Origin of the sequence: Streptococcus oralis subsp. oralis, from assembly GCF_000960035.1 — a bacterium.
GTDB lineage: Bacteria > Bacillota > Bacilli > Lactobacillales > Streptococcaceae > Streptococcus > Streptococcus oralis_G.
This window is the reverse complement of record NZ_JYGR01000005.1, coordinates 797,970-811,841: the sequence shown is the minus strand read 5'-3', so window position 1 is coordinate 811,841 and position 13,872 is coordinate 797,970. Positions and strand designations below refer to the sequence as shown.

At 40.5% G+C, this 13,872-nt stretch carries 10 protein-coding genes; 8 read left to right on the top strand and 2 right to left on the bottom strand.

The window, feature by feature from the left end:
* Position 1: 1 nt before the first annotated feature.
* Entirely contained in the window at positions 2–166 is a 165-nt protein-coding gene (locus tag TZ92_RS07205; protein WP_000502578.1) for a hypothetical protein, read from the top strand.
* 36 nt (positions 167–202) lie between these two features.
* Here the strand turns inward: TZ92_RS07205 and TZ92_RS07200 are convergent, their stop codons facing one another.
* Both TZ92_RS07200 and TZ92_RS07195 read right to left on the bottom strand, forming a co-directional pair.
* Complete coding sequence (locus tag TZ92_RS07200; protein ID WP_001043018.1) at positions 203–673, bottom strand: arginine repressor; 471 nt, start codon at positions 671–673, stop codon at positions 203–205.
* A gap of 520 nt (positions 674–1,193) precedes the next feature.
* The gene (locus TZ92_RS07195) at positions 1,194–3,476 is read right to left on the bottom strand and encodes a Xaa-Pro dipeptidyl-peptidase (protein ID WP_033629871.1); all 2,283 of its coding nucleotides are present in this window, start codon (positions 3,474–3,476) and stop codon (positions 1,194–1,196) included.
* A gap of 414 nt (positions 3,477–3,890) precedes the next feature.
* On the opposite strand from TZ92_RS07195, the gene TZ92_RS07190 reads away from it, so the two are divergent.
* The 7 genes from TZ92_RS07190 (at position 3,891) to TZ92_RS07160 (ending at position 13,786) form a co-directional block, all read left to right on the top strand.
* A complete protein-coding gene (locus TZ92_RS07190) occupies positions 3,891–6,992 on the top strand; it encodes a DNA polymerase III subunit alpha (protein ID WP_033629870.1) in 3,102 nt (1,033 codons plus the stop codon).
* Between the two features lie 81 nt (positions 6,993–7,073).
* Complete coding sequence (pfkA, locus tag TZ92_RS07185) at positions 7,074–8,081, top strand: 6-phosphofructokinase (RefSeq protein ID WP_033629869.1); 1,008 nt, start codon at positions 7,074–7,076, stop codon at positions 8,079–8,081.
* A 66-nt stretch (positions 8,082–8,147) separates the two neighbouring features.
* Entirely contained in the window at positions 8,148–9,653 is a 1,506-nt protein-coding gene (gene pyk, locus TZ92_RS07180) for a pyruvate kinase (protein ID WP_033629868.1), read from the top strand.
* Positions 9,654–9,813: 160 nt separating this feature from the next.
* Entirely contained in the window at positions 9,814–11,073 is a 1,260-nt protein-coding gene (locus TZ92_RS07175; protein WP_033629867.1) for a UDP-N-acetylglucosamine 1-carboxyvinyltransferase, read from the top strand.
* Positions 11,074–11,088: 15 nt separating this feature from the next.
* Positions 11,089–11,640, top strand: a complete 552-nt coding sequence (locus TZ92_RS07170; RefSeq protein WP_033629866.1) for a GNAT family N-acetyltransferase — start codon at positions 11,089–11,091, stop codon at positions 11,638–11,640.
* Positions 11,633–12,910 carry a CBS-HotDog domain-containing transcription factor SpxR gene (gene spxR, locus TZ92_RS07165; RefSeq protein ID WP_033629864.1) on the top strand — a complete coding sequence of 426 codons (1,278 nt, stop codon included), beginning with the start codon at positions 11,633–11,635 and terminating at the stop codon, positions 12,908–12,910. The genes TZ92_RS07170 and spxR overlap by 8 nt, the downstream gene beginning before the upstream one ends.
* 15 nt (positions 12,911–12,925) lie before the next feature.
* Positions 12,926–13,786: a methionyl aminopeptidase gene (locus tag TZ92_RS07160; RefSeq protein ID WP_033629862.1), complete on the top strand. Its 861-nt coding sequence runs from the start codon at positions 12,926–12,928 to the stop codon at positions 13,784–13,786.
* Positions 13,787–13,872 lie beyond the last annotated feature (86 nt).

Genomic DNA, 13,872 nt, shown 5'->3' with positions numbered 1-13,872 from the left:
TATGGGAGATAAACCGATATCATTCCGAGATGCAGATGGAAATTTTGTTTCTGCAGCAGATGTGTGGAATGAAAAGAAACTAGAAGAATTGTTTAATCGTCTAAATCCTAAACGTGCTCTTCGATTGGCGCGTACAAAGAAAGAAGAAACACAGTCAAAGAAATAAAACAAATCCCGTGATCTTTTGATCACGGGATTTGTTTTATTCACTAAAGAAAAATGGTGGCGCATATTTTTTAAGACTCTCAAAACAAGCCTGCGCTTTTGTAGCATCTTCACAGATAATCATGCAGACATCGTCTCCACAAAGGGTTGCAACGATATCTGGAAAGGCCAAGGAATCAATTACAGATCCAAATGATTGGGCTAAACCGGGTAAAGTTTTCAAAATAACTTGGTGTTGCACAGGACGCAACATAACAAGAGCATCTTCCATATAATTTTCAAGACGTTTTTCCCATTTGGAGATAGAGCCTGTATTTAGCACATAGTAAGAATTATCCTCTTCGCGCACTTTTGAAAGGTTCATGGTTTTGATATCGCGTGATAGAGTAGCCTGAGTCACTTGGATATCATTTTCCGCTAATAAGGCTTGTAATTCAGCTTGTGTATGGATTTTGTTTTTTGAAACGAGGGCGCGGATAAGTTGGTGTCTGTGTTCTGATTTGTTCATAAAGTAAGTACTCCTTTTACAAGGTACAGTAGCGTGGACTGAACGATAACGTCAGTCGGGTGGTAGGCGGTATTGTCACGTATGATGATTTCACAGTCAGTAGGATAAAGAACTAGATGGAGAGATTCTCCTTCTTTTAACTTGTCACTAGTTGCGTGCAGATAAACTGGGTAGCAATCCGTTCATCTACATTGATGTTCTTTAATGACAGTGAATCATTCAATTTGGGTAGCTTTTTGTCACGGCGTTTTGTGAATTTACTCTAAATGTTAATTCACAGAGATTTCCAACATGTGGTGTAGTAGCGTGTATGATAAATGGTTACACATGTTGGTTAGAGGGAGTATCTTTTGTCCAAGTTCTATCTAGGGGCTTCTAAAATGCTTTTAGATGAACTGGATTTGATACGAAGTTTATGTTTGATTCGACTGTTCAAGTGGAAAACTTTGGTTATAGGTAGTTCAATGGTCAAATTCATTGACTTTTCCTTTGAATACTTCCATATTGAAAGTCAGGTAGATTATACCTTTTGACAAGGTAGGATAAGACTAGACTGTGCTAAATCAACAGTCAACTGATAGTCTGTATTATCTCGAATTGTAATCTCAAAGTCTGTTGTATAGAGAACCAAACGGAGAGTATCTCCTTTTTTAAGTTTGTAGATAGTTGGTTGAAGCTCTAGCTTGAAGTCCATCCATTCATTTGGTTGGATTTCTTCAATCGTCAAGAGATTGGTTCGATTTTGAAGATTAAGGTAGCCTTTGGTGATGACACGTTGGCCACTTGGGTTGAATGGTAGTTCACAGAGATTTTCTAACATATGGTAACGACCATTATCGATGGTTCTAGCACTTAAAACAGCTGGATAAGGCTGCAGATATTTCTTTTGTCCAAGTTCTAGCAGTTGGGCTGATAATAAGCCCTTGTTTGTACTCGATTTGACACGAAGTTTCAGCTCCACTCGCCCATTTAAGTGAATGTCTTGACTTACTGGAAGGTCAATGGTGATCTGATTGGCTTTTCCTTGATAAAGTTCAGTGTTGAAGGTCTGGTAAGTCTTACCATAACGATCAAAATCTTTTTGATCATACTGGTTTTGAATCACTTTTTCCTCATTACCGAGAGAGAAGGTATGCAGTTCATCCTGTTTGCCAAAGTTATCAAGACCTTGCCAGCTTTGCGGTACGGTATTGTCCTGCCAGATGACAGTCGGAAGTTGATAGCTTGAGTCAAGTCCTAACAGTTTCTTACTTAACAAGGCATTCATGGACTCGCGGAAGTCGATCGACTGCCAGTTGTTCATATAGACATGGGCACCATGATGGAAAAAGAGGTGCTTATTGATATGGCTAGGAAGGGCATGAAACATTTGGTAAACATGAAGAGGTTTGACGTTCCAATCCTGGGAACCATGTGTAAAGACGACCTCAGCTTGAACCTTGTGAGCATTGAGCAGATAGTTGCGGTCATGCCAAAACTGATTGTAGTCACCAGTCTTGCGATCGAGTTTCTCTTTAACTTTCTCTAAATCTGCTTGATGAGCTTCATTGCCACGAACATAGTCACCAGCTTGGAGGTTGCGGGAGTAGGTCAATTCAGCAAGTGAGTCAAAATCCTCACCTGGATAGCCACCTGGGCTAGTCACTAGACCGTTTTCTCGATAGTAGTTGTACCAAGAGGAAATACCTGCTTCTGCAATGATGACTTCTAAGCCATCAACACCAGTGGTGGCGAGACCATTGGACATGGTACCTAGATAGGAAATACCTGTTGTTGCGACTTTGCCGTTTGACCAGTCAGCCTTGATTTGGCGCTTGCGCGTGTGGTCCGTGAAAGCACGACAACGACCATTGAGCCAATCAATGACATTTTTATAAGCTTCAATCTGCTGGTAGTCCCCATTGGTCATGAGCCCTTGGGAATCCTTGGTACCAACACCCGACACATAGAGATTGGCAAATCCACGTGGGAGGAAGTAGTCATTTAGAGTATATGAGCTATTGATATGAGATAGCTTTTCTTCAGCTTCTGAGACGACTTCTGCTTGACCATGAGGTTCGACTAAATTCAGCTTAGGTTCCTCAAGTTCAATGGTGTGGGGCGGTTTGACCTCAAGCTCTCCCTCCATTTTGTAGAGAGCCTTGTCACTGGCTTTGTCGTTAGTCCCTTGGTGATAAGGGCTGGCAGTCATAAGAGCAGGTACTTGACCATCATAACGCGGGCGAATAATGCTGACCTTGACTAAGTCAGGGAGTCCGTCTTTATCAGTATCCACACGACTCTCGACATACACGACTTCACGAATGACATCATGAGTAGAGAAGGTTGCTAAGCTCTTACCGTTAAAGTAGTGGTAGTGATTGTCTTCTGAAATGAGTCCATCACTAACAAGCTGATCGATAAGCGTATTTCCTTTTTTCGTTCGCGTATTGAGCAATTGATAAAGATTTTCAATGAGATCTCCATAAACAATAGGAAAAGCAGTTTCTTTACGAAACTGTTCGGCATCCTCAAAGTCAACAAGATAGCTAAATCCTAAAAGTTGAAAAACTACTGTGTAGAAAATCTCTGTAGTTAACTCACGGTCTGACTGGAAAAAGGTTACTAAATCTGTTTCTTTATCCGCAGCCAAAGTCGACAAGGCATAATCCGTGTTAGAATAAGTGAAAAAACTCCAACGAATGAAATCTTCAAACTGTCTTTTTAAGGACAGTTGGGGTGACAGCTTTAGACCAAGACCTTCTAATTCCTCAAATCGTTGAGAACTAGTGGTTGGTTGGTAGCTGAATTGATTAAAACGCATGTTTCTCTCCTTTGAAAACAGACTGGATTTATTATATCAAAAAAGAGGGAAAAATGGAATAAATAAACTTAAATGAAATAAATTTCTTAAACCAGCATATCTATTTGGTAAGTTATTATAAAATGCTGAATAAATACCATAGAAGTAAGCCTTTTTCTAGAGATTTTTATATGTAAAACTGCATATAACTCCTATCTTTATTATTCTTCGTTTGGTATAAATATATCTAAATTTACATTTAAAACTATTATATAATATTAATTTTTTGTTTTCTTCCTTTGAAAAATGAAGAATTTAACAGTAAGAAGAGAAGAAGTTTGTAACTGATGATATTGAAAAGAAAGTGCAGAGTTGCTTCAATATCCAGCTTTAAATGGTATAATAGTAGTAAAACGAAAGCAAGGAGGAGAAGAAATGATTGCACAGCTCGACACCAAGACTGTTTATAGTTTTATGGAAAGTGTGGTTTCGATTGAAAAATATGTACAAATGGCTAAAGAATACGGCTATTCTCACCTTGCTATCATGGATGTGAATAATCTCTATGGAGCCTATCATTTTCTAGAAGCAACTCGTAAGCATGGCATTCAACCTTTAATTGGTTTAGAAATGACCTTGGTCAAAGATGAGGACAATATTTCTCTTCGTTTTCTAGCCCTATCCACTAAAGGCTACCAAGAGTTGATGAAGTTATCCACTTTAAAAATGACTGGACGGAAAAATTGGTCTGACTTCACCTCCCACCTCGAAGATGTTGTTATTATTGTTCCCTATTTTAATGGGGTCGAACAGTTGGATTTGGGGGTTGATTATTTTATCGGTGTTAGTCCAGATACTCCTCAAGAAGTCTTTATCAGACCCATTCTTCCACTCTATCAAGTCAACTCTTTTGAAAAAGAAGACCTACAGGTTTTACAAATCTTGTCAGCAGTCAAGGACAATGTCAGCCTGAGAGAAGTGGATGTACATTCACAACAGGGGATTTTTTTACCTGCCTCAGACTTGGAAGCACGGTTTAAAAATCGCTTCCCTCAGGCGCTTGCCAATCTCCAAGGTCTGATAGAGAATGTAAGCTATCAAATCGACCCAATTTTAAAACTCCCTCGCTTTAATCCTGAAAGACCAGCGGTCGAAGAACTTAGAGAGAGAGCTGAGCAAGGCTTGAGTGATAAGGGGCTAACCTCAGCTATCTATCATGAGCGACTAAATGAAGAATTGGCTGTGATTCATGATATGGGCTTTGACGACTATTTCCTTGTAGTTTGGGATTTGCTCCGTTTTGGACGTTCCCAAGGCTACTATATGGGAATGGGGCGTGGTTCTGCGGTTGGTAGTCTGGTGGCTTACTCACTGGATATTACAGGAATTGATCCAGTTGAAAAGGACTTGATTTTCGAGCGCTTTTTAAATCGTGAGCGTTACACCATGCCCGATATCGATATCGACATTCCTGACCTTTATAGGCCGGAGTTCATTCGCTATGTTCGTGATCGCTATGGCAGTCAACACGTGGCACAGATTGTCACTTATTCGACCTTTGGAGCAAAACAGGCAATTCGTGATGTTTTCAAACGTTATGGTGTTCCAGAGTACGAATTAACCAATATTACGAAAAAAATCAGTTTTCGAGATACGCTAACGACAGCCTATGAAAAGAATTTACAGTTTAGGCAGGTCATCAATAGTAAGATTGAATACCAAAAAGCTTTTGAGATTGCTCGAAAGATTGAAGGGTATCCTCGTCAGACCTCTATCCATGCAGCTGGGGTCGTTATGAGTGACCAGGACCTGACAGACTATATCCCGCTCAAATACGGTGAGGATATGCTGATCACCCAGTATGATGCTCATGGTGTTGAAGCTAATGGCCTTTTAAAAATGGATTTCCTAGGACTTCGTAACTTAACTTTTGTCCAAAAAATGCAGGAATTATTGGCTGAGTCAGAAGGTATTCATCTGAAAATCGAAGAGATTGACCTGGAAGATAGTGAAACTTTAGCCCTCTTTGCAGCTGGAAATACGAAAGGTATTTTCCAATTTGAACAACCTGGCGCCATTCGACTCTTGAAACGAGTTCAGCCACAAGTCTTCGAAGAGGTAGTAGCCACAACCTCACTCAACAGACCGGGGGCAAGTGATTATATTGATAATTTTGTCGCTCGTAAGCATGGTAAAGAAAAGGTGACGGTGTTAGACCCTGCCTTGGAGGACATTCTGTCATCAACCTATGGCATTATGCTCTACCAAGAGCAAGTCATGCAGGTTGCTCAGCGTTTTGGAGGTTTCAGTCTTGGTAAAGCCGACATTCTCAGACGAGCCATGGGTAAGAAAAATGCTAAAGAGATGCATTTGATGAGGGAAGATTTTATCATAGGAGCTATGAAACTTGGGCATACAGAAGAAAAGGCCAAGCAAGTTTTTGCAGTGATGGAAAAGTTTGCAGGCTATGGATTTAACCGATCCCACGCTTATGCCTACTCAGCGCTGGCTTTTCAACTAGCTTATTTCAAGACACACTATCCTGCTATTTTCTTCCAAGTCATGTTGAATTATTCAAGCAGTGATTACATTGTAGATGCATTGCAGATGGGCTTTGAAGTAGCTCCCTTAGCAATCAACAGCATTCCCTATCATGATAAAATTGCTCAGAAGAAAATCTATCTTGGTTTGAAAGCTATTAAAGGGATGCCGAGAGATTTGTCTTACTGGATTATTGAAAATCGTCCTTTTTCAAGCATTGAAGATTTCGTCACACGTCTTCCCAAGAATTACAAGAAACTGTCGCTTTTGACGCCTTTGGTTGAACTGGGGCTTTTTGATGAATTTGACAAGAATCGTCAGAAAATCTTAGTCAACCTACCAAACTTATTTGTTTTTGTTGAGGAATTAGGTGGACTTTTTGCAGATACAAATTATAGTTGGACTGAAGCTGATGATTTTACTGAGGCAGAGAAATTTTACAAAGAGCAGGAACTGATTGGGGTAGGTATCAGTTCACATCCTCTCCAAACTCTTGCCAAACAAGCTCTATATCCAACGACGCCAATCACTAATCTAACAGAGGGAGCTCAAGCCACTCTCCTAGTTGAAGTTCAAAAGATTAAAGTGATTCGAACCAAAAAAGGCGAGAGTATGGCCTTTCTACAGGTTCATGATAGTAAGTCTCGGATGGATGTAACTGTATTTTCAGACCAATATAGAAAATTTGCTTCCAATTTATCCGAAGGGAAATTTTACTACATCAATGGCAAAGTTCAATCTCGAGATGGTCGTCTGCAAATGATTGCACAAGATTTGAAAGAAGCAGTGGCAGAACGATTCTGGATTCAAGTTAAAAATCATGAATATGTTAAAGAGATTTCAAATATTCTAGAACAATACAAAGGCCCAATCCCTGTCATTATCAGGTATGAAGAGGAAGGAAAAACGGTTGTTTCTACACAACATTTTGTAAGAAAAGATTCTGCTCTACAGGAAAAATTAGAGGGAATTGCTATGAAAACGATTTATCGCTAAAAATACGGAAAATAGAAGAATTTTCGATTTAAATGTGGTATAATCAGTAAGAATGTTAAAAGAAAAAGGAGCATAAACCAAATGAAACGTATTGCTGTTTTGACCAGTGGTGGAGACGCCCCTGGTATGAATGCTGCCATCCGTGCAGTAGTTCGCCAAGCAATCTCAGAAGGAATGGAAGTTTTTGGTATCTATGATGGATACGCAGGTATGGTTGCCGGTGAAATTTATCCACTTGATGCTGCTTCAGTAGGAGACATCATTTCACGTGGTGGTACTTTCCTTCACTCTGCTCGTTACCCTGAGTTTGCACAACTTGAAGGCCAACTTAAAGGGATTGAGCAGTTGAAAAAACACGGTATCGAAGGAGTCGTAGTTATCGGTGGAGACGGTTCTTATCACGGAGCTATGCGCTTGACGGAACATGGGTTCCCAGCTATCGGACTTCCTGGTACAATCGATAACGATATCGTAGGTACTGACTTTACAATCGGATTTGATACTGCAGTTACGACTGCAATGGATGCAATTGATAAGATTCGTGATACATCATCAAGTCACCGTCGTACTTTCGTTGTTGAAGTAATGGGACGTAATGCAGGTGATATCGCTCTTTGGGCAGGTATTGCAACAGGTGCTGACGAAATCATCATCCCTGAAGAAGGTTTCAAATTTGAAGATATCGTAGCAAGCATCAAAGCTGGATATGAACACGGTAAGAAACACAATATTATCGTTTTGGCAGAAGGTGTTATGTCAGCGGCTGAATTTGGTCAAAAACTAAAAGAAGCTGGAGATACAAGTGACCTTCGTGTCACAGAACTTGGTCACATCCAACGTGGTGGTTCACCAACTGCTCGTGACCGTGTATTGGCATCTCGTATGGGCGCACACGCTGTTAAACTCCTTAAACAAGGAATCGGTGGTGTTGCTGTCGGTATTCGTAACGAGAAAATGGTTGAAAATCCAATTCTTGGAACAGCAGAAGAGGGAGCTTTGTTTAGCTTAACAGCTGATGGTAAAATTGTCGTTAACAACCCTCACAAAGCTGATATTGAACTTTCTGACTTGAACAAGAACTTGTCATAATCAACTTTAACTAATCTGGTAAAATGACCATTAAAGGTCGAATTATATAAAGGAGTCACAAAAATCATGAACAAACGTGTAAAAATCGTTGCAACTTTAGGTCCTGCGGTTGAAATCCGTGGTGGTAAAAAATTCGGTGAAGACGGATACTGGGGTGAAAAACTTGACGTTGAAGCTTCAGCTCAAAATATTGCTCAATTGATTGAAGCAGGAGCAAACACTTTCCGTTTCAACTTCTCACACGGTGATCACCAAGAACAAGGTGAGCGTATGGCAACTGTTAAACTTGCTGAAAAACTTGCAGGTAAAAAAGTTGGTTTCCTTCTTGATACTAAAGGACCTGAAATCCGTACAGAATTGTTTGAAGGTGATGCAAAAGAGTACTCTTACAAAACTGGTGAAAAAATCCGTGTTGCAACTAAACAAGGAATCAAATCAACTCGTGATGTGATTGCTTTGAACGTTGCTGGTGCCCTTGATATCTACGATGATGTTGAAGTTGGTCACCAAGTTTTAGTTGACGATGGTAAATTGGGTCTTCGTGTTTTCTCAAAAGACGATGCAACTCGTGAATTTGAAGTAGTCGTTGAAAATGACGGTATCATTGCTAAGCAGAAAGGTGTAAACATCCCTAACACTAAAATTCCTTTCCCAGCCCTTGCTGAACGTGATAACGATGATATCCGTTTCGGTTTGGAACAAGGTATCAACTTCATCGCGATTTCATTTGTACGTACTGCGAAAGACGTTAACGAAGTTCGTGCAATCTGTGAAGAAACTGGTAATGGTCACGTTCAATTGTTTGCGAAAATCGAAAACCAACAAGGTATCGATAACTTGGATGAAATCATTGAAGCTGCTGACGGTATCATGATCGCTCGTGGTGACATGGGTATCGAAGTACCATTCGAAATGGTTCCAGTTTACCAAAAAATGATCATCACTAAAGTGAACGCGGCAGGTAAAGTTGTTATCACAGCAACAAACATGCTTGAAACAATGACTGAAAAACCACGTGCAACTCGTTCAGAAGTATCAGACGTATTTAACGCTGTTATTGACGGAACTGACGCTACAATGCTTTCAGGTGAGTCTGCAAACGGTAAATACCCACTTGAGTCAGTAACAACAATGGCTACAATTGACAAGAACGCACAAACTCTTCTTAACGAATACGGACGTTTGAACTCAGATACTTTCGAACGTAACTCTAAGACAGAAGTTATGGCTTCAGCTGTTAAAGACGCTACTAACTCAATGAACATCAAATTGGTTGTTACCCTTACTAAGACTGGTCACACAGCTCGCTTGATTTCAAAATACCGTCCAAATGCTGATATCTTGGCATTGACATTCGACGAATTGACAGAGCGTGGATTGATGTTGAACTGGGGTGTTATCCCAATGTTGACTGAAGCTCCATCATCAACTGATGATATGTTCGAAATCGCTGAACGTAAAGCAGTTGAAGCAGGTCTTGTAGAATCTGGTGACGATATTGTTATCGTTGCAGGTGTGCCACTTGGAGAAGCTGTTCGTACAAACACAATGCGTATCCGTACAGTACGCTAATCTAACATTAAAACCTATCATTTCAGGCTGAAAAGTTTGAGTGATAGGTCTTTTTTTATCAAAATGAGATTGTATTTAGTAAATAGGAATGGGAAAAAACTGAAAATTATGATATAATAGAACGAAAAGACCTTTTTAGTAAATTTTGAAAGAGTAAAACATGAGAAAAATTGTCATCAATGGTGGACATCCATTGCAAGGTGAGATCACCATTAGTGGTGCTAAAAATAGTGTTGTAGCGCTTATTCCAGCTATTATCTTATCAGATGATATTGTCACTTTAGATTGTGTTCCAGATATTTCAGACGTTGCTAGTCTTGTCGAAATCATGGAGATTATGGGGGCGACTGTTAAGCGTTATGAGGATGTCTTGGAGATTGATCCAAGAGGTGTTCAAAACATTCCTATGCCTTATGGCAAGATTAATAGCTTGCGTGCTTCTTATTATTTCTACGGAAGTCTTTTAGGTCGCTTTGGTGAAGCTACAGTTGGACTTCCTGGTGGATGTGATCTGGGACCTCGTCCGATTGACCTTCACTTAAAAGCCTTTGAAGCCATGGGTGCTAAGGTCAGCTATGAAGGAGATAATATGAATTTATCTGCCCAAGGTAAGGGGCTTCATGGCGCAAGTATTTACATGGATACCGTTAGCGTTGGAGCAACGATTAACACTATGATTGCTGCGGTTAAAGCTAAGGGACGCACTGTCATTGAAAATGCGGCTCGTGAACCGGAAATTATCGATGTTGCTACTCTTTTGAACAACATGGGGGCCCATATTCGTGGTGCAGGAACTGATATTATCATTATTGATGGTGTCGAGAAACTTCATGGAACGCGTCACCAGGTTATTCCAGACCGTATCGAAGCAGGAACCTATATTTCACTTGCTGCAGCAGTAGGAAAAGGAATTCGTATTAACAACGTTCTTTATGAGCATCTTGAAGGCTTTATCGCCAAACTAGAGGAAATGGGCGTTCGTATGACGGTCTCAGAAGACAGTATCTTCGTTGAAGAACAGTCTGGTTTAAAGGCCATCAATATCAAAACAGCTCCCTATCCAGGGTTTGCAACCGATTTGCAACAGCCTATCACGCCACTTTTACTAACTGCCCAAGGTCGTGGAACCATTATTGATACGATTTATGAGAAACGTGTTAATCATGTCTTTGAGTTAGCAAAAATGGATGCGGATATTACGACTACAAACGATCACATTATTTACAACGGTGGTCGTAAGTTACACGGGGCAAGTGTAAAAGCTACAGACTTGCGAGCTGGTGCTGCACTTGTCATCGCTGGTTTGATGGCTCAGGGCCAGACTGAAATTACGAATATTGAGTTTATCCTTCGTGGCTACTCAGATATTATTGAAAAATTGCGTAGTCTTGGAGCGGATATTACACTCGTTGAAGACTAAGCCGTTGAGGTGATTATGAATATTTGGACCAAATTAGCAATGTTTTCTTTTTTTGAAACGGAGCGCTTGTATTTGCGTCCTTTCTTTTTTAGTGACAGTCAAGCGTTTTTTGAGATTGCTTCAAACCCTGATAATTTACAGTTTATTTTTCCAAGTCAAGCAAGTTTGGAAGAAAGTCAGTACGCACTTGCTAACTATTTTATGAAGAATCCTCTAGGGGTTTGGGCAATTTGTCTCCAAGGAAATCAGGAAATGATTGGCTCTATTAAATTTGAAAAAATCGATGAAATCAAAAAAGAAGCAGAAATTGGTTATTTCTTAAAAAAGGATTCTTGGTCACAAGGTTTTATGACAGAAGTGGTTACCAAGCTATGCCAGCTTTCATTTGATGAATTTGGTTTAAAACAATTATCCATCATCACTCATCTGGAGAATCAAGCTAGTCAAAAAGTAGCCTTAAAATCGGGCTTTAGCCTCGTACGACAGTTTAAGGGGAGCGATCGCTATACACGAAAAATGAGGGACTATCTTGAATTTCGATACATAAAAGGAGAATTCAATGAGTAAACACCAGGAAATTTTGTCCTATCTGGAAGAGTTACCAATTGGGAAGAGAGTTAGTGTTCGCAGTATTTCCAATCACCTAGGTGTTAGTGACGGAACAGCCTACCGAGCTATCAAAGAAGCTGAAAATCGTGGCATCGTTGAAACTCGGCCACGTAGTGGAACCATACGAGTCAAGTCCCAGAAAGTGGCTATTGAGCGGCTAACCTATGCTGAAATTGCTGAAGTCACCTCCTCTGAAGTTTTATCTGGTCAGGAAGGGCTTGAGAGAGAGTTTAGTAAATTCTCCATCGGGGCTATGACAGAGCAAAATATCCTGTCCTATCTCCATGATGGTGGTCTTTTGATCGTAGGAGACCGCACTCGCATTCAACTTTTAGCCTTGGAAAATGAAAATGCAGTCCTTGTAACAGGTGGTTTTCATGTCCAAGATAATGTTCTTGAGTTGGCTAATAAAAAAGGGATTCCAGTTCTAAGAAGTAAACATGACACTTTTACAGTAGCGACCATGATTAACAAAGCCCTCTCAAATGTTCAAATCAAAACCGATATTCTGACAGTCGAAAAGCTCTATCGTCCCAGTCATGAGTATGGTTTTTTGAGAGAAACGGATACGGTCAAAGACTATCTAGATTTGGTCCGTAAGAACAGAAGTAGTCGTTTCCCAGTCATTAACCAACACCAAGTGGTTGTCGGGGTTGTTACTATGCGTGACGCAGGAGATAAATCCCCCAGCACGACGATTGATAAGGTGATGACACGTAGTATCTTTGTAACAGGATTAGCGACCAATATTGCCAATGTCAGTCAACGAATGATTGCAGAAGATTTTGAGATGGTTCCCGTTGTCAGAAGTAACCAAACCTTGCTCGGTGTCGTAACACGACGAGATGTCATGGAAAAGATGAGCCGTTCCCAAGTTTCTGCTTTGCCGACCTTCTCAGAGCAAATCGGACAAAAACTCTCTTATCATCATGATGAAGTCGTTATTACTGTTGAGCCCTTCATGCTGGAGAAAAATGGGGTCCTTGCTAATGGAGTCTTGGCTGAAATCCTTAATCACATGACCCAAGACCTTGTTGTCAATAGTGGGCGCAATCTTATCATAGAGCAGATGCTGATTTATTTCTTGCAGGCTGTGCAGATAGATGATACTCTGCGGATTCAGGCTCGTATTATTCACCACACGAGGCGCTCAGCCATTATTGATTATGATATTTATCATGGTCATCAGATTGTTTCAAAAGCAAATGTTACGGTTAAAATTAATTAGAATCTAGGAGAAAAAATGATAACTTTAAAATCAGCACGTGAAATCGAAGCCATGGACAAGGCTGGTGATTTCCTAGCAAGTATCCATATCGGCTTACGTGATTTGATTAAGCCAGGCGTGGATATGTGGGAAGTTGAAGAGTACGTTCGTCGACGTTGTAAAGAGGAGAATTTCCTTCCTTTACAGATTGGTGTGGATGGCGCAGTTATGGATTACCCCTATGCCACTTGTTGCTCTCTCAACGACGAAGTAGCTCACGCTTTTCCACGTCATTACATCTTGAAAGATGGCGATTTGCTCAAGGTTGACATGGTACTGGGGGGGCCGATTGCCAAATCCGACCTCAATGTCTCTAAACTTAACTTCAACAATGTTGAGCAAATGAAAAAATACACCCAAAGTTATACTGGCGGTTTAGCTGACTCATGTTGGGCTTATGCGGTCGGTACACCGTCTGAAAAAGTGAAGAACTTGATGGACGTAACCAAGGAAGCTATGTACAAAGGGATTGAGCAAGCAGTCGTTGGAAACCGTATTGGCGATATTGGTGCAGCCATTCAAGAATACGCTGAAAGTCGCGGTTATGGTGTCGTACGTGATTTGGTTGGTCATGGTGTTGGTCCAACTATGCACGAGGAGCCAATGGTTCCTAACTACGGTATTGCAGGCCGTGGACTCCGTCTCCGTGAAGGAATGGTACTAACCATTGAACCCATGATCAATACTGGTGACTGGGAAATTGATACAGATATGAAGACTGGCTGGGCTCATAAGACTATAGATGGCGGCCTGTCTTGCCAATATGAACACCAGTTCGTGATTACCAAAGATGGACCTGTTATCTTGACTAGTCAAGGTGAAGAAGGAACGTATTAAAATGAAAGGAGCTTAGCTCCTTTTTTTGTGTCAAATTTAGTCAAAATAAATAAGCGTAGCAGACTTCTTACAAATTTATTCTTTTG